The organism is Rathayibacter sp. SD072, from assembly GCF_017355185.1.
Taxonomy (GTDB): domain Bacteria; phylum Actinomycetota; class Actinomycetes; order Actinomycetales; family Microbacteriaceae; genus Rathayibacter.
This window is the reverse complement of the sequence record NZ_JADILJ010000059.1, coordinates 1-19,520: the sequence shown is the minus strand read 5'-3', so window position 1 is coordinate 19,520 and position 19,520 is coordinate 1. Positions and strand designations below refer to the sequence as shown.

The following is a 19,520-nucleotide window of genomic DNA, read 5'->3' as shown; positions in this document are numbered from 1 at the left end:
GTGCTCCCCTCCCCCGGAGCTTGACAGCGGACGCCGACGTCCGATTCCCGCGCTCGCCCCGCGCTCGAGCGTGACAGGCTCGAGTCGTGCCCACCGCCGATCCGCTGTTCGACGAGCGCTACCGCGCCGTCGCCTCCCGCGACGCCCGCTTCGACGGCCGCTTCATCACCGGTGTGCACTCCACCGGCATCTACTGCCGCCCGAGCTGCCCCGCCGCCACTCCCCGACCCCGCAACGTGCGCTTCTACCCGACTGCGGCCGCGGCGCACGAGGCAGGGCTCCGGGCGTGCAAGCGCTGCCTGCCCGACGCGGTCCCCGGCTCGCCCGAGTGGAACCTGCGCGACGACACCGCGGCGCGCGCGATGCGCCTGATCGCCGACGGGGTCGTCGACCGCGAGGGCGTCGAGGGGCTCGCGGCCCGGCTCGGCTACGGGGCCCGGCACCTCGGGCGGATCCTGCGCGAGGAGCTCGGAGCGCCGCCGCTCGCCCTCGCCCGCGCGCAGCGGGCGCAGACGGCGCGGCTGCTGCTGACGGGGACGGAGCTGCCGGTGTCCGAGGTCGCGTTCGCGGCCGGCTTCGCGAGCATCCGGCAGTTCAACGCCACGATCGCGGAGGTGTACGAGCGCACGCCCAGCGCCCTGCGCGCCAGCGCACGCGGCGCCCGGACCGGCGTCGGGGTGCAGGCCGGCGCGACGACGCTCGAGCTCCGGCTGCCCCTGCGGGCGCCGTTCCACGCGGGTGTGCTCGACTTCCTCGCGGTGCGCGCCATCGGCGGGATCGAGGAGGGAGCACCCGGCGTCTACGCGCGCTCGCTCGCGCTGCCGGGCGGCCCCGCGGTGATGCGGCTCGAGCACGACGGCGCGGCGGTGCGCTGCACGGCGACCCTCGCCTCCATCACCGACATCGGCCCCCTCGTCTCGCGCGTGCGCCGCCTGCTCGACCTCGATGCCGACGCCCCGGCGATCGACGAGGCGCTCGCCGCGGATCCGCTGCTCGCGCCCCTCGTCGCGGCCGCCCCCGGGATCCGGCTGCCTGGCTCCGTCGATCCGGCCGAGACGCTGGTGCGCACCCTGCTCGGGCAGCAGGTCTCGGTCGCCGCCGCCCGCACCGCGCTGACCCGCCTGGTCGCGCACCTCGGCGGCGACCTGCCCGGCACGATCGCCACCGGTTCGATCACCCGGTGCTTCCCCTCCCCCGCCGTCATCGCCGAGCGCGGGGCGGAGGTGCTGCGCGGCCCCGCGCGCCGCATCGACACGGTGCTCCGCGTCTGCGCCCTCCTCGCCGACGGCGGGCTGCGCCTGGACGCGGGCTGGAGCCGGGAGGAGCTGTCGGAGCACCTGCTCGCGGTGCCGGGCATCGGGCCGTGGACCGCCGGCTACGTGGCGATGCGCGTCACCGGCGATCCGGACGTGCTGCTCACGGGCGACCTGGCGCTGCGGAACGGAGCCGCCGCCGCGGGTCTCCCCGCCGATCCGCGCGCCCTGGCCGAGGCCGGCCGCCGCTGGGCGCCCTGGCGCAGCTACGCCGGGATGCACCTGTGGCGAGCGGCTACCGGTCCGAAGCGGGCGGGATGATCGGCAGAGACGCCGTCATCGCCTCGATGCCCGAGAGGCGCGCGGGCGAGATCAGCCGCAGCACCTCCTCCCGCGACATCAGTCCCGCCTCGACGACGAGATCGGCGACGTTGCGGCCCGTCGAGAGCGCCGCCTTCGCGATCGCGGCCGACGCGGTGTAGCCGATGCTCGGGGTGAGCGCCGTGACGACGCCGACGGAGGAGGCGACCATCGCCTCGAGCCGCGCCGTGTTGGCCGTGATGCCGTCGATGCAGTTCACTCGCAGGGTGAGGCAGGCCTGGGTCATCCAGGTGATGCTCTGCAGGAGGGAGTGCGCGATCACCGGCTCGAAGGCGTTCAGCTGCAGCTGGCCCGCCTCGGCCGCCATCGTGACCGTGACGTCGGCTCCGGCGACGGAGTAGGCGACCTGGCTGACCGCCTCCGGGATCACCGGGTTCACTTTGCCGGGCATGATGCTCGACCCCGCCTGGCGCGGTGGGAGGTTGATCTCGCCGAAGCCCGCCTGCGGGCCGGAGGAGAGCAGGCGCAGGTCGTTGCAGATCTTCGACAGCTTGATCGCCGAGCGCTTCAGCGCGCTCGAGAACGACATGAAGACGCCCGTGTCGCTGGTCGCTTCGACGAGGTCCAGCGCCATCTCGAGGTCGAGGTCGGTGAGCTCGTTGAGGTGCCGGACGGCCGCGGCTCCGTAGCGCGGGTCGGCGGTGATGCCCGTGCCGATCGCGGTGGCGCCGAGGTTGACCTCGGCGAGCAGCCAGATCGTCTCGGAGAGCCGCGCGTGGTCCTCGCCGAGGGTCGTGGCGAAGCCGTGGAACTCCTGGCCGAGGGTCATCGGCACCGCGTCCTGCAGCTGGGTGCGGCCCACCTTGAGGACGCCGCCGAACTCCACCGCCTTCCGCGAGAACGACTCGCGCAGCAGCGCCAGCTCGTCGAGGAGGCGCCGCAGCGACCAGGTCATCGCCATCTTGATCGCCGTCGGGTAGACGTCGTTGGTCGACTGACTCCGGTTGACGTCGTCGAGCGGGTGCAGGGTCGCGTAGTCGCCCTTGGGACGGCCCGCGATCTCGAGCGCCACGTTGGCGACGACCTCGTTCGCGTTCATGTTGGTGGAGGTGCCTGCTCCGCCCTGGATGACGCCGACCACGAACTGGTCGTGGAACTCGCCGTCGAGGATGCGGCGGCAGGCCGCCTCGATCAGCTCGGCCTTGTGCTGCGGGAGGCTGCCGATCTCGGTGTTCGCCCGGGCGGCGGCGAGCTTCACGGTCGCGAGCGCGCGCACGAGATCGGGGTAGATCGAGATGGGCCGCTTCGAGATCGGGAAGTTCTCGAGGGCCCGGGCGGTGTGGATGCCCCAGTAGGCGTCGCCGGGGATCTCGAGGGAGCCCAGGGAGTCGCTCTCGGTGCGGGTCACGGCGGATCCTTCCTGGTCGCTCTCGGGGAGGGTGCTCGGTGCGAGGGTCACGTCAGCTCCGTTGCTGTCGTCGGTGCGGCCCCGGGGGTGCAGGGGGTCCGCGGACTGCGCCGCCAGCCTACGCCGGAGGTGCCGCCCGGGCCCGGGGCGGGTCCGGGCGGTGCGATCCGCACGGGACGGTGCGATCCGCAGGGGACGGTGCGATCCGCAGGGGATCCGGCAGCCGGGAGCCGGCCGATGCGGCGGGAGGCGCCTTCCCGGGCGGAACACCTGCGGATCGCACGGACGCCGCCCCCGGTCCGTGGTTGCATCGTCCCGGATCCGCTCCGCACGCCCGGCGCGGAGCGACGACAGGAGGACCCGTGCCGCACGCGAGCGCACCCCGGCCGATCATCGGCCTTACCACGTACCGCGAGCGCATCGTCTCGGACGTCTGGGACCTCGAGGCGCCCTATCTCCCCGCCGGCTACCTCGACGCGGCGACGCGGGCCGGCGGAGTCGGGCTCCTGCTGCCGCCGCAGCCCGTCACCGAGGAGGTCGCCCGCGCCGTCGTCGACCGGCTCGACGCCCTGGTGCTCACGGGCGGACTCGACCTCGATCCCGCTCTCTACGGCCAGGAGCCGCATCCCGAGACCGACGCGCCCCGGCCCGACCGCGACGCGTGGGAGGAGGCGCTGCTCACCGCCGCGCTCGAGCGGGACGTGCCCGTGCTCGGCGTCTGCCGCGGGGCGCAGCTGCTCAACGTGAGTCTCGGCGGCACCCTGCACCAGCACCTGCCCGACGTCGTCGGCGACCGCCGGTACCAGGCGGAGGGCGGGGTGTTCTCGCGCATCGACGTCGCGATCGCGCCGGAGTCGCACCTGCGGACCCTCCTCGGCGAGGACGCCGTGGTGGCGCAGGTCCACCACCATCAGGCGGTGGACCGCGTGGCCGACGGGCTCGTCGTCTCGGCCCGCACCGCCGACGGGACGATCGAGGCCCTCGAGCTGCCGGGTCGGCCGTTCGTGCTGGGCGTGCAGTGGCATCCGGAGGAGGACGCCGCGGACGACCGCCTGTTCAGCGGTCTCGTGGCGGCTGCGCGTGCGCACCGCGACCGGAGGACGGCGGCCGATCCGTCGCGAACGGTCTGAGCGGCGGGTGCACCGCCGACGGACCGCTCGCGACGGGTCGACGCGCTCCGGATCAGGAGTAGTCGCCGCTCGCGTACGCGATGAAGGGCACGAGCAGTCCGGCGAAGATCAGGAAGACCGCGATCAGGGCGACGAACCCGAGCATCACCGAGTTGAGGACGATGCCCCAGATGGCGAGGGTGCGGCCCGCCGGCTCGCGGCGCAGCCCCAGGATGCCGAACACGAGTCCGGCGACCGGCGCGACGACGGTCAGACCGAAGAAGACGGAGGTCACGCCGAGGATCAGGCTGGTCAGCGAGAACGGGGTCGACGGCGCCGGAGCGGCGGCGTACGCCGGCACGCTCGGGGAGCCGTACGGGGCGGGGTACGAGGCGCGCAGGTTCTCGGGGCGCGGCCGCTCCGGACGCGGCGTCCCGGCCGCCGGCTCCTCGACGCGCGACGGCTCCGCGCCCGGGAGCGACGACTCGCGCTCCTCGGCCGGGAGGTCGGGGAGCACCGCCGTGGCGCGCGTCCCCAGGTCCTCGGTCGGCTGCTCGGAGGCGGTGGTGCTGCGGGTGGTGGGCTCGTCGCTGGACATGCGTGCTGCTCCTGGATCGGGGTGGTGGCCGGTGTCTCCGGCGATGACTCCACGCTACGGACGCGCCGGCGGCGGCCCCATCCGGTGAACCCCCGGAGGACGGGGGGAACCCCCCGCGCACAGGCGGGGGCGGGTGCGAGACTGGGACGACCGGTGCTCCACCGGTGCACGCGAGGAGGCGGTGGCGGATGGACGACGACGAGATCCGGCACCGGACCCGCGACAGCCGAGGAGCCCGGGCGATCTGGTTCGCGGGACTCTCCGCGATCGCGGGCTTCGTGCTGCTCTCGCCGCTGATCTCCCTCACCGCGACCGTGATGACGTGGGGAGCCCGGCGCCGCACCGGCGCCCTCAGCGACCGCAACGGCGTCGTCGCCGTCAACTGGCAGCTGACCTACCTCGCTCTGCAGCTGATGCTGGTGCCGCTGCACCTCGCGCTCGTCTCGGTGCGCGACACCCTCGCGGCCGACTGGCCCGTGGTCACGATCTCGGCGATCCTCGCCCTCGCCGTGCTGAACCTCGTGCTCTGCACGGTGCTCGGGATCCGCTCGGGACGAGGGCGCACCGTCCGGCTGCCGATCGCGGTGCCGTTCGTGCGCTCCTCCCGGTCACCGCGCTGACCGACGGCGTCGCAGCGCGCTCCGGATGCGGCAGGGTGGAGCGGTGACCCCGATCGCCTTCCCCTCCCCCGTCCTCGTCGTCGCCGACGACGGGACCCGCCTCGCCACCTACTCCGTCGGCGACGAGAGCGCGCCCACCGTCCTCGCCGTGCACGGGTTCGCCTCGAACGCGGTGCTCAACTGGGAGACGGCGGGCTGGCTGCGCACCCTCGTCCGCGCCGGGTACCGGGTCGTCGCGCTGGATCAGCGCGGGCACGGAGCGAGCGAGAAGCCGCACCGCCCGGACGCCTACGGCGTCGACGTGATGGTGCAGGACCTCGTGCGGGTGATCGAGTCCTACGACCTCCTCGCTCCGCACGTCCTGGGCTACTCGCTCGGGGCGCGGATGAGCTGGGTGCTCGGGCTCCGGCACCCGGAGCTCGTCGCCACGCTCAGCCTCGGCGGGCTCACCGTCGGCGAGCCGCTCGCCCGGTTCGACGCCGAGGCGGCCCGGGCGCGCGTGGCGAGCGGAGGGGAGATCGGCGACTCCTTCACCCGCGCCTTCCTCGGCATGGCCGAGGGGGTCGCCGGCAACGACCTCGCGGCGCTCGTGGCCGTGGCCGACGGCGTGCGCGGCGGTGCCCACCCCGAGGCGGGCGAGCATCCGGCGCTGCCGATGCTGCTGGTCACCGGCGACGCCGACCCGATCGCTCCCGGAGGAGAGCGGCTCGCGGCCGAGGCGGGCGCCCGCTTCGTCAGCGTCCCGGGGCGCGACCACACCAGCACGGTGCCCGCGCGCGCCTTCAAGGACGCGGTGCTCGCGTTCCTCGCCGAGCACGCCTGACCCCGGCCCCGATCGCGCGGCGTAGCATCTCGGCATGCATGCCATCCGCGTCGACGCACCCGGACCCGACTCCCGCCTCGTCCTCGAGGAGGTGCCGGATCCCGTCCCCCTCGAGGGCGAGGTGCTGCTGCACGTCGCCGCGGCGGGCGTGAACCGGGCCGACCTCGGGCAGCGGGCCGGCGTCTACCCGCCGCCGCCCGGCGCCTCCGGGATCCTCGGGATGGAGGTGTCGGGCTCGGTCGTCGCGCTCGGCCCGGGCGTCACCGGCGTCGCCGTGGGCGACGAGGTCTGCGCGCTGCTGTCCGGCGGCGGGTACGCCGAGTACGTCGCGGTCGACGCGGGGCTGCTGCTCCCCGTTCCCGCGTCGATCGGGCTGATCTCGGCCGCGGCGCTGCCCGAGGCGACCGCCACGGTCTGGTCGAATCTGGTGATGACGGCGGGGCTCAGAGCGGGCGAGACGGTGCTCGTGCACGGCGGCGGCAGCGGGATCGGCACGTCCGCGATCCAGATCGCCCTCGCGATCGGCGCGCGGGTCGCGGTGACCGCCGGCAGTCCGCGCAAGCTCGACGCGTGCCGCGCGCTCGGCGCCGACATCCTGATCGACTACCGCGAGGAGGACTTCGTCGAGCGGATCCGCGAGGAGACCGGCGGCCGAGGGGTCGACGTGATCCTGGATCCGATCGGCGGGGACTACCTGGCGCGCGACGTCGAGGCGCTGGCGACCGGCGGCCGGATCGTCTTCATCGGCAACCAGTCCGGAGCGGTGGGAGCGCTCGACATCGGCGCCCTGATGGGCCGTCGCGGCGCGGTGCACGCCACGACCCTCCGGGCGCGGCCGCTCGAGGAGCGGCGCGCGATCATCGCCCAGGTGCGCGAGAAGGTCTGGCCGCTGGTCGCCGACGGCACGGTGCGCCCGGTGATCGACGAGGTGCTGCCGCTGGCCGAGGCCGGGACGGCGCACGAGCGGATGCGGGCCTCCGGCCACATCGGCAAGCTGCTGCTGACGCCGTGACCGTGCCGGACCTCGGCTGAGAGGGCTCCTCGACGACGATCGCGGTCGAGGAGCCCTCTCGGTCGGGGTCGTGCCCTCAGACCCCCGAGCGGAGCAGTCCGAGCGAGCGGTTGATGCCGTCGACGTCGACCGCGGCCGGATCGAACGAGGCTCCTTCGGCGAGGCCGAGCGACTCGAGCGCCTCGGCGTGGTCGGCCGAGGACGCGTCGGTGGCCGCGCGGACCGTGTCGGCCCAGGCCGCCGGGCCGCCTGGGGCGTCGATCGGAGCCGCGCCCCGCGCTCCCGTGCACCGCGGAAGGGCCGCGCCGAGCGGCGAGACCGCCTCGAGCCGGATGACGTGGCGCCACTCGTCCTCGAGGTCGTAGACGTAGAAGAGCTCGTCCTGGACGTTCTCGAGCACCTCGGCCAGGGCGACGGAGGCCTCGTCGACGAGGTCGGCGCCGAGCTCCTCGGCGTCGGCGGGCGAGCCGATGCGGGCGGCCTCCTCGTCGGGCACGCCGACGCTGAAGTAGTGCGGCTGCGCGTCGGTCCAGCCCAGCGAGAGCTGGAGGGCCAGGTGCAGGTCGCGCAGCGACGACTCGGAGGAGAGCTCGAGCCGGCGCCAGACCACGGGCTTCGTGCCGAGCAGCGAGACCCGCAGGGCGTACGCGGAGGCGGTGTCCTGCGTGGCCTCGTCGAGGATCTCGAGTCGCGACGCGTCGCGCTCGCCGAGCAGCACGATGCTCGCGCGCACCACCGAGGCGAGCACGGGCTGCAGGCCCTCCGGCACCACGTAGCCGAACTCCGGGGAGTGCAGGAGGAGGCCGAGCTCGGCGGCGTCGTCGAGCATCCGCTCGGCCGCGCCCACCATGCGCTCGCGCTCGTCGAGCGACTCCTCGAGCGCCACGTCGGCGTCGGCCGCGAGCTCGTCGACCAGCTCGCCGACGACGAGGCCCGGGTGGATCTGCGACTGGCAGGCGACGGCGATGCGCAGCAGGACCGCATCGGTCGTCGTGACGGCGCGGTCGCGCGGTGCGAAGGCTCCGCTCTGGGTGTCGGAGGAGGCGAGCGCGGCCTGGGCGCTGACGATCCACTGCTCGAGGAACCGGGCGATGTAGGCCACGCGCTCGGCGGCGGCCTCGGCGGCGTCGGAGCTGCGCCAGAGCGGCGCGGCGTCGCCGAGCACGGCGACGGACCCCTCCGAGTCGAGCACGGCGGAGGCCACGAGCGCGTCCCACCAGGCCGAGACCGGGATGCGGACGGCGTCGTCGCTCGGGGTCGAGCCGGCGGAGGCGATGCCCGCCTCGACGGCGAGCTCGCGAGCGGCGCGCTCGGACAGCGACGCGTCGTCGGCGCCCGCGAGGTGCTCGACGACGACGTCGGCGGCGTGCACGAGCGCGGTGGCCCGCGCGGCGACGAGCTGCCGGTCGGCCGGGACGTCCTCGACGGCGGTGAGGTCGTCGAGGACGGCCTCGACGAACGAGCCGGCGAGGTCGAGGACCTCGTCGAGGACGGCCTGGCAGTCGTCGAGCTCCTCGTCGGTGCCGGTCCAGAGGTCCTCGTCGGTCAGGAAGTCGAGGAAGTGCTCGATGACCTCGGCGACGGTGAAGAGCGTGTCGTCGAGATCGGCCTCGCTCTCCTCACCCGAGAGGTCGGACTCGATCTGGTCGAAGATCGCCTCGAGCAGTTCGGCGTCGGGCTGCGCGAACGAGCCGCGGGGGCGGAGGTCGCGGGTCATGGCGAAGAGGTCGGTGAGGACCTCCACGGCCTCGTCGACATCGAGGTGCTCGTGCAGGGCGCCGACCTCGACGAGGTGCGCGCGGTACCAGCTGCGGAACCGGACCATCATCGCGGTCTCGGCGGTGCGCCCGCCTCCGGACCCGCCCTGACCGCCGCCGGAGCGCCCGCTGCCGGATCGTCCCTGATTGCGCTTCTTGCCCATCGTTCCTCCGCGACCGCTCCACTCTCGACTGCGAAGCGCTCCAGTCTACCGGGGCCCGCCACGGGGAGGGAGGCCGCGTCAGCCGATCGTCGACGTGACGGTGTCCAGGACCAGGCGCGCCGCGATCGGCCCGGCGTTCATGAAGAAGGGGTCGAGCTCGACCTCGAGGGCCGTGCCCTTCTCGACCGCGGTCAGGGTGGGCCAGAGCGCCGCGTCCTCGAGGAGGGCGAGGCCGTCGCCGAGGCCGGCGTAGAAGACGTGGTCGGCGTCGGCGAGCTCGAGCTGCTCCGCGCTGATCTCCTGCGAGGTGTCGTCGAACCGCTGCGACTCGGGGCGCGCAAGACCCGCGTCCTCGGCGAGTCCGCCGACGAAGGAGGGGACGCCCATGATGCGGGTGCGGTCGCCGGTCGACTGGACGAACGAGACGGTCGGCGCCTCGGCGGGCAGGGTCGCCGCGAACGCGGCCGCGTCGGCGTGCAGTCCGTCGAGCACCTCCTGGGCGTCGCCCTCCCGGCCGAGGGCGTCGGCGAGGAGGAGGAAGTCGCTCTTCCAGTTCACGCCGTTGCCGAGGGTGACCACGGTCGGCGCGATGGCGCTGAGCTGGTCGTAGAGGTCGGCGCCGCGCACGGAGTTGATCAGGATGAGGTCGGGATCGGCCTGCGCGATCGCCTCCACGTCGGGCTCGGTGCGCTCGCCGATGTCGGCGATGACGGCGTCCGGATCGACGCTGCCGGCCAGGTACTCGGGAATGAGCCCGCTGTACTCGGCGCGGGTGGCGGCGGCGGGGACGACGTCGAGCGAGAGGAGCGCGTCGAGCTGCCCGGTCGAGACGACGGCGACGCGCTCGGGCGCGGCGGCGAGCTCGGTCGACCCGGCGTAGTGCGCCACGTTGCGGGGGAACACGCCGTCCGCCTCGGGGGAACCCATCCCCTCCGCCAGAGTGCGGGACACGGTCCACTCCCCCGTGGAGGCGGACTCCGCGTCCGGCCGGTCGGCGGACGAGGCGGCACCGGAGCAGGCGGTCAGCGCGAGGAGGACGGCCGCGGCGAGCGCCGGAACGGCGAGCGGACGACGGACGGAGCGGACGGGAGCGGGACTGGTCGAGAGGATCACGGAGGTAAGGATAGCCTTGCCTCAATGACCGATCGTTCCCTCGCGCCCCGCTCCGCGCCTCCGGCCGGGGCCGCCGCCGCGCCCCGCCGCGGTGCCGGCCGCCTGCTCGGCGCGGGCGTGCTGCTCGCCGTGCTGCTGGCCGCCTCGTGCGCGGCGGGTCTCGCGGTCGGCTCCCGACCCGTGCCGGTGCCGGCGGCCCTGGACGCCCTGCTGCACGGCGGGGCGAGCGCCGAGGCGCTCATCGTGCGTGAGCTGCGGATCCCGAGGACGGCGACCGGGCTCCTCGTCGGCGCGGCGCTCGGCGTCGCCGGGCTCCTGATGCAGGCGGTGACCCGGAACCGGCTGGCCGATCCGGGGCTGCTCGGGGTGAACGCGGGCGCGTCGGCCGCGGTGGTGGTGGCGATCGGGTTCCTCGGCGTCTCGACGGCGGGCGACTACGTCTGGTTCGCCTTCGGCGGAGCCGCAGCGGCCGCCGTGCTCGTCCACCTCGTCGGAGGCGGCGACGGGCGCGACCCGATCGGGACGGTGCTCGCCGGAGTCGCGCTCGGCGCCTGCCTGAGCGCGCTGATCGGCATCGTCACCCTCCTGGACTCCGAGACCTTCGAGTCCTACCGGTTCTGGGTCGTGGGCTCGCTCGAGCGGCGGGAGCTCGGGACGGCGGTGCAGCTCGCCCCGTTCGTCGCGATCGGCCTCGCGGCGGCCGCTCTCGTGGCGCCGGGGCTGAACCAGCTCGCGCTCGGGCACGACGTGGCACGAGCACTCGGAGTCCGGCCCGGCGCGGTGATCCTCGGCGCGGGTGCCGCGATCACCCTGCTCTGCGGAGCCGCGACCGCCGCCGCGGGTCCGCTCGCCTTCGTGGGCCTGCTCGTGGCGCACCTGGTGCTGCGCCTCGCGGGGCCGGACCTGCGCGCGGGGCTGCCCCTCGCGGCGCTCGGGGGCGCGCTGCTGGTCGTCGCGAGCGACGTGCTCGGCCGGCTGATCGCGACTCCGGGCGAGGTGGAGGTCGGCATCGTGACCGCCCTGCTGGGTGCACCACTCCTGTTCCACCTGGCCACGCGGAGGGGCTCACCGTGACGCTCGCCCGACGGCGGGCGGTGCGCCGCACCCGCGTGCTCGCCGTGACGGCGGTCGTCGTGCTCGCCGCCGCCCTCGCCGGCATCGTCGGCGGCTCCTACGAGACCTCGCTCACCGACGTCCGCGACGCGGTCCTCGGCACCGCCTCGACGCGTACCGGCGTGATCGTCGTCGACATGCGCCTCCCCCGCGTCCTCGCCGGGCTGCTCGTCGGCGCCGCGCTCGGAGTCGCCGGCGCCGTCTTCCAGACGCTGTCGCGGAACCCGCTCGGCAGCCCCGACATCGTGGGCTTCAGCGCGGGGTCGGCGTCGGGGGCGCTGGTCTGCCTCGTGCTGCTCGACCATCCCGCCGATCCGGCGCTCGGCGCCTGGGCGGGAGGGGTGGGCGCGGTGCTGGTGGTCCTCTTCCTCACGCGGGGGGCGGGGCTCGCGAGCGAGCGGACGATCCTGGCCGGCATCGCGCTGGCCGCCCTTCTCTCGGCGGCGAACGAGTTCCTCCTCACCCGCGCCCCGACCGAGGTGGCGCGCTCGGCGACGATCTGGCTCTTCGGATCGCTGTCGGCGACCGACTGGGGCGACACCGCGCTGCTCGCCGCAGCGGGCGGGGTGCTCGCCGCACTCCTGGCGACGCAGCGCGAGCGGCTCCGGCTGCTCGAGCTCGGCGACGAGCTGGCGACGGGTCTGGGAGTGCCGGTGCGGCGGACCCGCCTCGTGCTGCTCCTGCTCGCCGCGGGACTGACCGGCACGGCGACCGCGGTGAGCGGGCCGATCGGCTTCGTGGCCCTCGCCGCGCCGCAGCTCGCGCGGCGCACGACCGGATCGGCCGGGATCCCGCTGACCGCCTCGGCGGCGATCGGGGCGGCGCTCCTGCTCGCGTCCGACGTGCTGGCGCAGCGGGTGCTCGCCCCGCTGCAGCTGCCGGTCGGACTGGTGACGGGGGCGATCGGCGGGGCGTACCTGTTCTGGCTCGTGGCGCGGAGCCGCCGCGACCCGGGGTAGGCGGGCGCCGCTTCGACCGTCCCGGCGTAGGACCTCCGGCTCGTGGAACCTCGTCCGGCTCGCCGACACCGGCGGTCCTCACGAGCCGAACCGGATCCTGCGAGCCGGAGGTCCGATCTGAGCACCCGCGGCACCGGGCGTCCGGGGACCAGCGGCACTCAGCCCGCGGACGGCACCGCCGCGTAGCGCAGCCATAGGCCGCCGGAGGCGAAGCGGTGCTGATCGAGCAGCCGCAGATCCAGCCGCACCCCCGCCGGGAAGAAGGGGGTGCCTCCGCCGACCGCGAGGGGCCCGAGGACGGGCTGGAACTCGTCGACGAGGCCCGCGCGGATCGCGTGCGAGGCGAGCTCCGGTCCGTCGACGGTCAGGTCGGCCGCCGACGCGGCCTTGAGTGCACGGACCTCGTCGGGATCGAAGGAGCGCTCGATCCGCGTCCGCTCGCTCGACACCTCCTGCAGCGTCGTCGAGTAGACGATCTTGTCGGCCGCCTGCCACGCGCGCGCGAAATCGACGATGTACGGCGGGTGCTCGGGGTTCCGATGCGCGGTCTCCCAGAACAGCATCGTCTCGTACATGCGACGGCCGTAGAGGAAGGTGCCGACCGAGCGCAGCTGCTCGGCGAAGAAGTCGTGCGCCTCCCGGCCCACCTCGAGGAAGTCCGAGCCGCCCTCCGCGTCGATGGCGTAGCCGTCGAGCGAGGTGATCATCGAGTAGATCAGCTGTCCCACGGGTGCCTCGCAGTCCTCGTCGTCGGCGGCGTGCGACGACGGTAACGGGCGTCGATCGACGCCGGCAAGTGCTCTCAGGCGCGGTCGTGGAGGGTGATGAGGTAGCCGTCCGGGTCCTCGAAGGTGAACGTGAACCCGAACGGACCCAGCACGGGATCCACGGCGATCGGCACGCCGGCGGCAACGAGGGCCGCGTGCACCGACTCCGCCTCCGAGGCGTGCAGCCAGAGGCCGATGCCGCGGCCCAGCGGTGCGGCATCGAGATCGACGCCGGGCGCCGCCGAGCGGACCGCGAAAGCGGCCGGCGCCGTGCCGAAGACCACCGCGTGGGGCGGGCCCGCCTGGCGGACGAAGCCGAGGTGCCGCTCGTAGAACGCGGCGGAGCGTTCGAGGTCGCGCACTTGGAGCGAGACGAAGCCGGGGCCGGAGACCGTCATGGGAGTTCCCTTTCATCGAGTGTCAGTCATCTGACACACCTCCGACTATGTCAGACTTCTGACATGCATGGTGACGGGATCGATCTGGCCGCCTCGCCGGGCTATCTGCTGAAGGTCGCGTCGACGGCGCTGCGCTCGGCCATGGAGGAGGTGCTGCATCCGCTCGACATGACGATCACGCACTACTCGTGCCTCGAGCTGCTCGCGCAGCGCCCCGGCCTGTCGAACTCGGAGCTGGCGCGCGGGACGTTCGTCACGAGGCAGTCGATGAACGTGCTGCTGCAGTCGCTCGAGCAGCAGGGGCTGGTCAGCCGGGCCGAGCGCCCGGTCTCGGGCCGGGTCCTGCCGACCGAGTTGACAGAGGCCGGACGCCGGCAGCTCGCGACGGCGAGCGCCGCGGTCCGCGCGGTCGAGGACCGGATGGTGGCGGACCTGGCGGACGGCGACCGCGAGCGGCTGACCCGGCTGCTGGCGAGCTGCGCGGCGGCGCTGCAGCACCGAACGGCTCGTTGACACGGAGCGCCGCCGATGCCTGACTGGTGCGGACGCGAGGAGGCGGCGGTGGCGGGGATCACAGGGTTCGATCACATCGGAGTGACGGTGGAGGATCTCGAGACGGCGACGGCGTTCTTCGTCGGGCTGGGCCTCGAGATCGAGGGCAGGACGCCGGTGGAGGGCGAGTTCCTCGACACGGTGATCGGGATGTCCGACGCGCGGACCGAGATCGTCATGCTCCGCCCGCCCGGCGGTGGGACCGCCGTCGAGCTGTCGCGCTTCGTCCGGCCGGAGCCGCTGCCCGTTCCCCCGGCCGTGCAGGCGAACGAGCCGGGGCTGCGGAGTCTCGCGTTCGTGGTCGACGACCTCGCGGCTGTGCTCGAGACGCTCGACGCCGACGGGTACGGACTCGTCGGGGGCGTCGGTCAGCACGAGGGGATCTGGCGGATGGCCTACGTCCGCGGTCCGGAGGGGATCATCGTCGCGCTCGCGGAGCGGATCGGCATCCCGTGAGCGACCCCCGCGACCTCGCCGAGCTGCTGGCCGCCCTCCCTCCCGAGCGCCGCGCCGCCTTCGACCGGCTCTCGGCGCTCGTCGCCGCGGTTCCGGTGCCGGAGTCGAACCACTCGTTCGTCTTCCGAGCCGGCGAGACGGAGCATCCGGTGTTCGACGACGCCGAGGCCGTGTTCTGGCGCGCGGTGCGGCAGATGCGGCAGGGCGACCCGCTCCGCGGTCGCGAGCTGCCGCTCGTGTACTGGGGGTTCCACTCGATCGATCTGCTCGGGCGCCGGCACTCGAACGGCGTGCTCGTGACCGACCGCGCCGTCGTGGTCGACGATCCGCGCGGCGACGCGGTGCGCCTGCCCACCGCGACCCTGGATCCGGCGTCGATCCGCGTCGACGGCGAGCGCCTCCTCGTCGCGGGCGTCGCCATCGGCCTCGCGCAGATCGCGCGGATCCTCCCGTCCACGAGCGCCGAAGACGCTGCGGAGTACCTCGCGGCCGTCGTGACCGCGGTCCGCGCGAGCCCGGACGCCGAGCCGCAGGAGGACGAGAGCGTCGAGGACGTCGTCCTCGCCAGCGGCATGAGCGGCGACCTCCTCCTGCCGAGCCGCCCGAAGGACGCGAAGGGCCTGGCGAAGCTGGCGGCCAAGTGGTCGCTCCCCGCCGAGGAGGCGATCCTCGTGTCGCTCTCGAGCGCCACCTTCGCCGGCGTGTACGGCCTCGCGATCACCGACGCCGCCCTCTACACCCGCGACCTCTTCGAGCCGGTGCGCCGAGTGCCGCTGGCCGAGGTGGGTGCGCTCTCGTGGGACGACCCCGAGAAGGCGGTCCGGATCGGACCGGGCCACACGGCTCCGAACCACCCCGCCGTCACGCCGAGGAACGGCGAGGCCGCCGCGGCGCTCCTGCAGGACCTCGTCCGTGCGGCCTCCCGCCGACTGCCGTAGCGTCGGGCCATGGGTGCGTGGAGTGGGGAGCCGTTCGGCAACGACACGGCGGGCGACTGGGTCTACGAGCTCGACGAGGCCGACGACTGGCTGTACGTGCGCGAGGCGCTCGATGCCGCCGTCGCCTCGGCGCAGGTGGACGCCGACACCGCGGACTGCGCGATCGCGGCCGCCGAGGTCGTGGCCCGCGGGCTCGGCCGCGAGGGCGGCGCGCACGCCGACACGATCCGGCACTTCGTCGAGCGCGCCGGGCGGCCCGACGACGAGCTCGTGGCGCTCGCCCTGGCCGCGCTGAGCGCCGCCGACTCCCCCGGCAGCGAGCTCACGGAGCTGTGGGAGGACGCGGATCCCCAGGAGTGGCGCGAGGCGAACGCGGCCCTGCGGAGCGTGCTCGAGGAGGGCTGAGGGCTCACCCGGACCGGGGGCGCCTCCGGAACTCGGTCGGCGTGGCACCGACGTGCCGCTTGAACGCCGAGCTGAAGGCGAAGGGGTCCTCGTAGCCGACGGAGCGCGCGACGGCGGCGATCGTCACTCCGGGATCGAGCAGGAGGTCGCCCGCGAGCGTGAGGCGCCAGCGGGTGAGGTAGGTCATCGGAGGGGCGCCCGTGCCCTCGCGGAACCGGGCGGCAAGCGAGGCGCGGGAGACGCAGACCCGGCGCGCGAGGTCGGCGACCGTCCACGGCGCCGCCGGCTCGGCGTGGAGCAGCTCGAGGGCGGCCACGACGACCGGGTCGCTGCAGGCGAGCCAGGCGTCGGCGTCGGACTCGGCGGCCCAGCGCCGGATCGTCGCGACGAGGAGCACGTCGAGCAGCCGGTCCACGACGATCTGACCCGCCGCCCCCGATCGGTCGAGCTCGCGCACCAGGAGGGGCACGACGCCCTCGTCGCCGGAGGGGACGACCGCGAGGCGCGGCAGCACCCGCAGGACGAGGCCGCCGACGTCGTCCGCACGGTCGTAGGCGCCGACGAGCAGAGTGGTCTCGCCGTCGACGGCGTTGCCCCAGCGACGGACTCCGTGGCGCAGCTCGTCGGTCAGGTCGCGGCCGTCGAGGCTGCGGCAGACCTGGCCGGGCTCGATCACGACCGACGCCTCGCTGCCGGCCGCGTCGGTCACGATGTAGGGATCGGCACCGGTCACCAGCGCGACGTCCCCCGCCCGGAGCAGTCGGCCGTCGATCCGAGCGGACCCCTCCGTCACGGCCACCAGGGTCAGGGCGGCACCGTCGCGCACCGCGACGCCCCACGGTGCCCCCATCCGCATGAGGAGCGCGAACGCCCGCGACGCGCGCGGACCGGCGAGGAAGTGATCGAGCGGATCCACGGGCTCACCGTAGACGATCACCGAGGCCTCCCGGAGTCCAGGCCATTCCGCGTCCACGGTCGCCGCGGTGGGATGGGGGCATGACACCGCACCTCGTCCCCGTCGGTCCCCTGCGCGAGAGCGCCCACTCGTGAGCGCCCTGGCCACCGTCGCGGTCGTCGGCTCAGGACTCGTCGCCGGCGTCTACACGGCGTTCAGCACGATGGTCGTGCCCGCCCTGCGCCGTCAGGACCCGGGCCACGCCGCGGCCGTCATGATCGGGATCAACCGGGCTGCGGAGCGCGGGCCGTTCCTGCTGCTCTTCAGCGGCGCCGCCGTCGCCGCCGCCGCCCTCGGCGTCTCGGCCCTCGTCCGCTCCGATCCGGCCGACGGAGCGGTCGCCGCGGCGTCCCTCGCGAGCACAGCGATCACGGTCGCCGTGAACGTGCCGCTCAACCGCCGGCTCGAGCAAGACCCGGCCTCCTGGTCCGCCTACGCCCGCACCTGGACGGCGTGGAACAGCGTGCGCGCGCTCGCGGCCGCCGCGGCCGTCGTCCTCGCGCTGAGCACGCGCTCCTGACTCAGTCGCAGTCGGCCGGCTCGCCGTCGCCGATCTCGGCGGCCAGCTGATCGGCGCTCAGGCGATCTCCGGGCTCCGGCGTCCGGAAGGGGCCGGCGGGCGGGAGATCGACCTCGGGCTCGGGCGTCTCGGGCGCGACCTCGACGTCGAGATCGCGCTCGGCCTGCTCGGCGTCGCGAGCGGGCCGGGAGGACGGGAGGAAGGGCTCTGCCATCGACATGTGCTCGATGATCGCCGCCGCGGGTGACGACGAGGTGAACTCGGACGTCACGGGAACCGCACCCCGGTGAGCTCCTCCGAGAGCTGCCAGACACGGTCCACGTCCTCGACGCTCCGAACGCGCGAGTAGGCGCGCTGCTCGGTCGGCGCCCCGCCCAGCCGCCCCGGACCGCCCGGCCCGACGAAACGGCCGCCCTCGCCCTCGAGGACCGCGGCGAGGAGCGCGGGCAGCGGCGCGGTCTCGACCGTGCCCACCAGCAGGCCGCGCCGCGACAGCGCACGGATGAGCCGCACGTCGAGGCCGTCGCGGTCGCGCCCCGTCTCGGGCCGGGCGGCGAGCAGGCTGGTGGGAGCCACTCCGGGGTGGGAGAGGTTGCTCGTGATCCCCCAGCCGCGTGCGGCGCTCCTGCGCTCGAGCTCGAGGCCGAACAGTCCGAGGGCGATCTTCGACGAGCTGTAGGCGCGGAACGCGTGGTACCCGCGCTCCCAGTTCGGGTCCTCCCAGTGCACCGCGTTCCGGTCTGCAGCGATGCTCACCTGCGAGACGACGCGGGCGCGGCCCGCGCGCAGCAGAGGCAGGAGGCGGCCGATCAGGGCGAAGTGGCCGAGGTGGTTGGTGCCGAGCTGCAGCTCGAAGCCGTCGACGGTGCTGCGGCGGGCCGGCGGGGTCATCACCCCGGCGTTCGCGACGAGCAGGTGGATCGGGGCGCCCTCGGTCTCGAGCGCGGCGGAGAGCGCCGCGACGGAGTCGAGCGATGCGAGATCGAGGTCGCGGAGCGAGACGACGGCACCCGGGTGCCGCTCGCGGATCCTCGCGGCGGCCGCCTCCCCCTTCGCCCGATCGCGAACGGGCAGCACCACCTCAGCGCCCGCCGCGGCCAGACGGCCGGCGAGGACGAGTCCCAGGCCGTCGCTGCCTCCGGTGACGAGGGCGCGGCGGCCGGACAGCCCGGCGAGCCTGGCAAGGTCGGAGGGAGTGAGATCGATCGGTCGGCGTGCCATGGCGGGCTCCTGTTCGGGATCGGGACCGGTGCGGTCCTGCGGTGCCGCCAGCCTGCGCGGAACCGGCACCCGGAGGAACGGCCCGCCCAGCCGCTGATCGGCGAGCAGTGGCTGGGCGGCACCCGCCGCGCTAGAAAGAGAGCCGACGGCTGGAGGAGCGATGCGCACGATGGACCGGGAGGGTCTCGCCGAGTTCCTCCGCGCACGACGGGAGTCGCTGCAGCCCGAGGACGTGGGGCTGCCGCGGACGGCGCGCCGCCGCACCGCCGGACTCCGCCGCGAGGAGGTCGCCGCGCGCTGCAGCATGTCGGCCGACTACTACGCCCGCATCGAGCGGGGCCGGAGCCCCCAGCCGTCGGAGCAGATGCTCGCCGCGATCGCCCAGGGGCTGCACCTCACGCTCGCCGAGCGCGACCACCTCTTCCACCTCGCCGGTCACCGGCCGCCGGAGCGCGGAGCGGCGGACGGGCACGTCGGTCCGGGACTGCTCCGGATCCTCGACCGTCTGCAGGACACGCCCGCCGAGATCGTGACGGAGCTGGGCGAGACGCTGCGGCAGACTCCGCTCGGCGTCGCGCTCACCGGCGACCTCACCCGCTTCACCGGACCCGACCGCAGTATCGGCTACCGCTGGTTCACCGATCCGTCGAGCCGGGCGATCTACGCCGAGGAGGGTCACGAGCACCTGTCGCGCCTCTGGGCGTCGGGACTGCGCGAGGTGCTCAGCCGCCGGGGACCCGGGTCGCGCGCCGCCCGCTACGTCGAGCTGCTCCTCGAGCGCAGCGACGAGTTCCGCCGGGTCTGGGCGCTGCACGAGGTGGGGGTGCGGCCCGGCGAGACCAAGCGGTTCGAGCACCCGGAGCTCGGACGCCTCGATCTCGCCTGCCAGACGCTGATCGACCCGGTCGACTCGCACGCGCTGCTCGTGTACACGGCGGCACCCGGATCGCCGAGCCACGAGAAGCTCGAGCTGCTGCGGGTGATCGGGGCGCAGCTGCCGGCGTGAGTCCGGAGCGCTCGGATCGAGCCGACTGCCGGGGTCGCGCTTAACGGGGGGT

The 19,520-nt window shown here is 74.5% G+C and carries 22 protein-coding genes; 13 read left to right on the top strand and 9 right to left on the bottom strand.

Annotated features, from left to right (window positions below; all coding sequences use genetic code 11):
• The first annotated feature begins 86 nt into the window (after nt 1-86).
• Nucleotides 87-1,574 carry a DNA-3-methyladenine glycosylase 2 family protein gene (locus IOC53_RS16960; RefSeq protein ID WP_207407564.1) on the top strand — a complete coding sequence of 496 codons (1,488 nt, stop codon included), beginning with the start codon at nt 87-89 and terminating at the stop codon, nt 1,572-1,574.
• On the opposite strand, the gene IOC53_RS16955 is transcribed toward IOC53_RS16960, so the two are convergent.
• Nucleotides 1,549-3,033: an aspartate ammonia-lyase gene (locus tag IOC53_RS16955; RefSeq protein WP_374070882.1), complete on the bottom strand. Its 1,485-nt coding sequence runs from the start codon at nt 3,031-3,033 to the stop codon at nt 1,549-1,551. The genes IOC53_RS16960 and IOC53_RS16955 overlap by 26 nt on opposite strands.
• A gap of 311 nt (nt 3,034-3,344) precedes the next feature.
• Here IOC53_RS16955 and IOC53_RS16950 point away from each other — a divergent pair, with 311 nt between their 5' ends.
• Nucleotides 3,345-4,112, top strand: a complete 768-nt coding sequence (locus tag IOC53_RS16950) for a gamma-glutamyl-gamma-aminobutyrate hydrolase family protein (RefSeq protein WP_307786234.1) — start codon at nt 3,345-3,347, stop codon at nt 4,110-4,112.
• A 52-nt stretch (nt 4,113-4,164) separates the two neighbouring features.
• On the opposite strand, the gene IOC53_RS19085 is transcribed toward IOC53_RS16950, so the two are convergent.
• Nucleotides 4,165-4,689, bottom strand: a complete 525-nt coding sequence (locus IOC53_RS19085; protein ID WP_242683468.1) for a DUF4190 domain-containing protein — start codon at nt 4,687-4,689, stop codon at nt 4,165-4,167.
• A gap of 188 nt (nt 4,690-4,877) precedes the next feature.
• Between IOC53_RS19085 and IOC53_RS16940 the strand changes: the two genes are divergently transcribed.
• Genes IOC53_RS16940 through IOC53_RS16930 form a run of 3 tightly spaced genes read left to right on the top strand, consistent with a single transcriptional unit; the run spans nt 4,878 to nt 7,144 of the window.
• A complete protein-coding gene (locus IOC53_RS16940) occupies nt 4,878-5,309 on the top strand; it encodes a DUF4870 domain-containing protein (protein WP_207407560.1) in 432 nt (143 codons plus the stop codon).
• Nucleotides 5,310-5,352: 43 nt separating this feature from the next.
• A complete protein-coding gene (locus tag IOC53_RS16935) occupies nt 5,353-6,132 on the top strand; it encodes an alpha/beta fold hydrolase (RefSeq protein ID WP_207407557.1) in 780 nt (259 codons plus the stop codon).
• A gap of 34 nt (nt 6,133-6,166) precedes the next feature.
• Nucleotides 6,167-7,144 (top strand): NAD(P)H-quinone oxidoreductase, encoded by a 978-nt coding sequence (locus tag IOC53_RS16930; RefSeq protein ID WP_207407555.1) that lies wholly within the window; start codon nt 6,167-6,169, stop codon nt 7,142-7,144.
• A gap of 76 nt (nt 7,145-7,220) precedes the next feature.
• Here the strand turns inward: IOC53_RS16930 and IOC53_RS16925 are convergent, their stop codons facing one another.
• Both IOC53_RS16925 and IOC53_RS16920 read right to left on the bottom strand, forming a co-directional pair.
• Nucleotides 7,221-9,065 carry a plasmid pRiA4b ORF-3 family protein gene (locus tag IOC53_RS16925; protein ID WP_207407553.1) on the bottom strand — a complete coding sequence of 615 codons (1,845 nt, stop codon included), beginning with the start codon at nt 9,063-9,065 and terminating at the stop codon, nt 7,221-7,223.
• A gap of 78 nt (nt 9,066-9,143) precedes the next feature.
• Nucleotides 9,144-10,178: an iron-siderophore ABC transporter substrate-binding protein gene (locus IOC53_RS16920; protein ID WP_207407551.1), complete on the bottom strand. Its 1,035-nt coding sequence runs from the start codon at nt 10,176-10,178 to the stop codon at nt 9,144-9,146.
• 24 nt (nt 10,179-10,202) lie between these two features.
• Between IOC53_RS16920 and IOC53_RS16915 the strand changes: the two genes are divergently transcribed.
• Both IOC53_RS16915 and IOC53_RS16910 read left to right on the top strand, forming a co-directional pair.
• On the top strand, nt 10,203-11,252 hold the full coding sequence (locus IOC53_RS16915) for an iron ABC transporter permease (protein ID WP_207407549.1): 1,050 nt from the start codon (nt 10,203-10,205) through the stop codon (nt 11,250-11,252).
• Nucleotides 11,249-12,250 (top strand): iron chelate uptake ABC transporter family permease subunit, encoded by a 1,002-nt coding sequence (locus IOC53_RS16910; RefSeq protein ID WP_207407547.1) that lies wholly within the window; start codon nt 11,249-11,251, stop codon nt 12,248-12,250. Before IOC53_RS16915 ends, IOC53_RS16910 begins: the two co-directional genes overlap by 4 nt.
• A 158-nt stretch (nt 12,251-12,408) precedes the next feature.
• Here the strand turns inward: IOC53_RS16910 and IOC53_RS16905 are convergent, their stop codons facing one another.
• Both IOC53_RS16905 and IOC53_RS16900 read right to left on the bottom strand, forming a co-directional pair.
• Nucleotides 12,409-12,978: a dihydrofolate reductase family protein gene (locus IOC53_RS16905; RefSeq protein WP_207407545.1), complete on the bottom strand. Its 570-nt coding sequence runs from the start codon at nt 12,976-12,978 to the stop codon at nt 12,409-12,411.
• Nucleotides 12,979-13,052: 74 nt separating this feature from the next.
• Complete coding sequence (locus IOC53_RS16900; RefSeq protein WP_207407543.1) at nt 13,053-13,415, bottom strand: VOC family protein; 363 nt, start codon at nt 13,413-13,415, stop codon at nt 13,053-13,055.
• 63 nt (nt 13,416-13,478) lie between these two features.
• On the opposite strand from IOC53_RS16900, the gene IOC53_RS16895 reads away from it, so the two are divergent.
• From IOC53_RS16895 to IOC53_RS16880, 4 genes are read left to right on the top strand one after another with little or no spacing between them, the layout of a single operon-like run.
• On the top strand, nt 13,479-13,928 hold the full coding sequence (locus IOC53_RS16895; RefSeq protein ID WP_207407541.1) for a MarR family winged helix-turn-helix transcriptional regulator: 450 nt from the start codon (nt 13,479-13,481) through the stop codon (nt 13,926-13,928).
• 48 nt (nt 13,929-13,976) lie between these two features.
• Entirely contained in the window at nt 13,977-14,423 is a 447-nt protein-coding gene (locus IOC53_RS16890) for a VOC family protein (RefSeq protein ID WP_307786233.1), read from the top strand.
• Nucleotides 14,420-15,361, top strand: coding sequence for a hypothetical protein (locus IOC53_RS16885; RefSeq protein WP_207407536.1), 942 nt, complete (start codon nt 14,420-14,422; stop codon nt 15,359-15,361). Before IOC53_RS16890 ends, IOC53_RS16885 begins: the two co-directional genes overlap by 4 nt.
• A 9-nt stretch (nt 15,362-15,370) precedes the next feature.
• Nucleotides 15,371-15,766: a DUF4259 domain-containing protein gene (locus IOC53_RS16880; RefSeq protein WP_207407534.1), complete on the top strand. Its 396-nt coding sequence runs from the start codon at nt 15,371-15,373 to the stop codon at nt 15,764-15,766.
• Nucleotides 15,767-15,770: 4 nt separating this feature from the next.
• Here the strand turns inward: IOC53_RS16880 and IOC53_RS19570 are convergent, their stop codons facing one another.
• The gene (locus tag IOC53_RS19570; RefSeq protein WP_207407532.1) at nt 15,771-16,682 is read right to left on the bottom strand and encodes an AraC family transcriptional regulator; all 912 of its coding nucleotides are present in this window, start codon (nt 16,680-16,682) and stop codon (nt 15,771-15,773) included.
• Nucleotides 16,683-16,812: 130 nt separating this feature from the next.
• On the opposite strand from IOC53_RS19570, the gene IOC53_RS16870 reads away from it, so the two are divergent.
• Nucleotides 16,813-17,241 carry an anthrone oxygenase family protein gene (locus tag IOC53_RS16870; protein WP_307786232.1) on the top strand — a complete coding sequence of 143 codons (429 nt, stop codon included), beginning with the start codon at nt 16,813-16,815 and terminating at the stop codon, nt 17,239-17,241.
• Between the two features lies 1 nt (nt 17,242).
• Here the strand turns inward: IOC53_RS16870 and IOC53_RS16865 are convergent, their stop codons facing one another.
• Together IOC53_RS16865 and IOC53_RS16860 are read right to left on the bottom strand one after the other, a co-directional pair.
• Entirely contained in the window at nt 17,243-17,512 is a 270-nt protein-coding gene (locus IOC53_RS16865; protein ID WP_207407531.1) for a hypothetical protein, read from the bottom strand.
• Nucleotides 17,509-18,462 (bottom strand): SDR family oxidoreductase, encoded by a 954-nt coding sequence (locus IOC53_RS16860; RefSeq protein ID WP_207407530.1) that lies wholly within the window; start codon nt 18,460-18,462, stop codon nt 17,509-17,511. Before IOC53_RS16860 ends, IOC53_RS16865 begins: the two co-directional genes overlap by 4 nt.
• Before the next feature lie 160 nt (nt 18,463-18,622).
• On the opposite strand from IOC53_RS16860, the gene IOC53_RS16855 reads away from it, so the two are divergent.
• Nucleotides 18,623-19,468 carry a helix-turn-helix transcriptional regulator gene (locus IOC53_RS16855; RefSeq protein WP_207407529.1) on the top strand — a complete coding sequence of 282 codons (846 nt, stop codon included), beginning with the start codon at nt 18,623-18,625 and terminating at the stop codon, nt 19,466-19,468.
• The last annotated feature ends 52 nt before the right edge of the window (nt 19,469-19,520 follow it).

Bases quoted from the DNA above. Each gene is read 5' to 3' on its own strand.
- IOC53_RS16915 (WP_207407549.1), top strand. From the start codon at position 10,203: ATGACCGATCGTTCCCTCGCGCCCCGCTCCGCGCCTCCGGCCGGGGCC.
- IOC53_RS16895 (WP_207407541.1), top strand. From the start codon at position 13,479: ATGCATGGTGACGGGATCGATCTGGCCGCCTCGCCGGGCTATCTGCTG.
- IOC53_RS16880 (WP_207407534.1), top strand. From the start codon at position 15,371: ATGGGTGCGTGGAGTGGGGAGCCGTTCGGCAACGACACGGCGGGCGAC.
- IOC53_RS16930 (WP_207407555.1), top strand. From the start codon at position 6,167: ATGCATGCCATCCGCGTCGACGCACCCGGACCCGACTCCCGCCTCGTC.
- IOC53_RS16940 (WP_207407560.1), top strand. From the start codon at position 4,878: ATGGACGACGACGAGATCCGGCACCGGACCCGCGACAGCCGAGGAGCC.
- IOC53_RS19085 (WP_242683468.1), bottom strand. From the start codon at position 4,689: ATGTCCAGCGACGAGCCCACCACCCGCAGCACCACCGCCTCCGAGCAG.
- IOC53_RS16925 (WP_207407553.1), bottom strand. From the start codon at position 9,065: ATGGGCAAGAAGCGCAATCAGGGACGATCCGGCAGCGGGCGCTCCGGC.
- IOC53_RS16900 (WP_207407543.1), bottom strand. From the start codon at position 13,415: ATGACGGTCTCCGGCCCCGGCTTCGTCTCGCTCCAAGTGCGCGACCTC.
- IOC53_RS16855 (WP_207407529.1), top strand. From the start codon at position 18,623: ATGCGCACGATGGACCGGGAGGGTCTCGCCGAGTTCCTCCGCGCACGA.
- IOC53_RS16860 (WP_207407530.1), bottom strand. From the start codon at position 18,462: ATGGCACGCCGACCGATCGATCTCACTCCCTCCGACCTTGCCAGGCTC.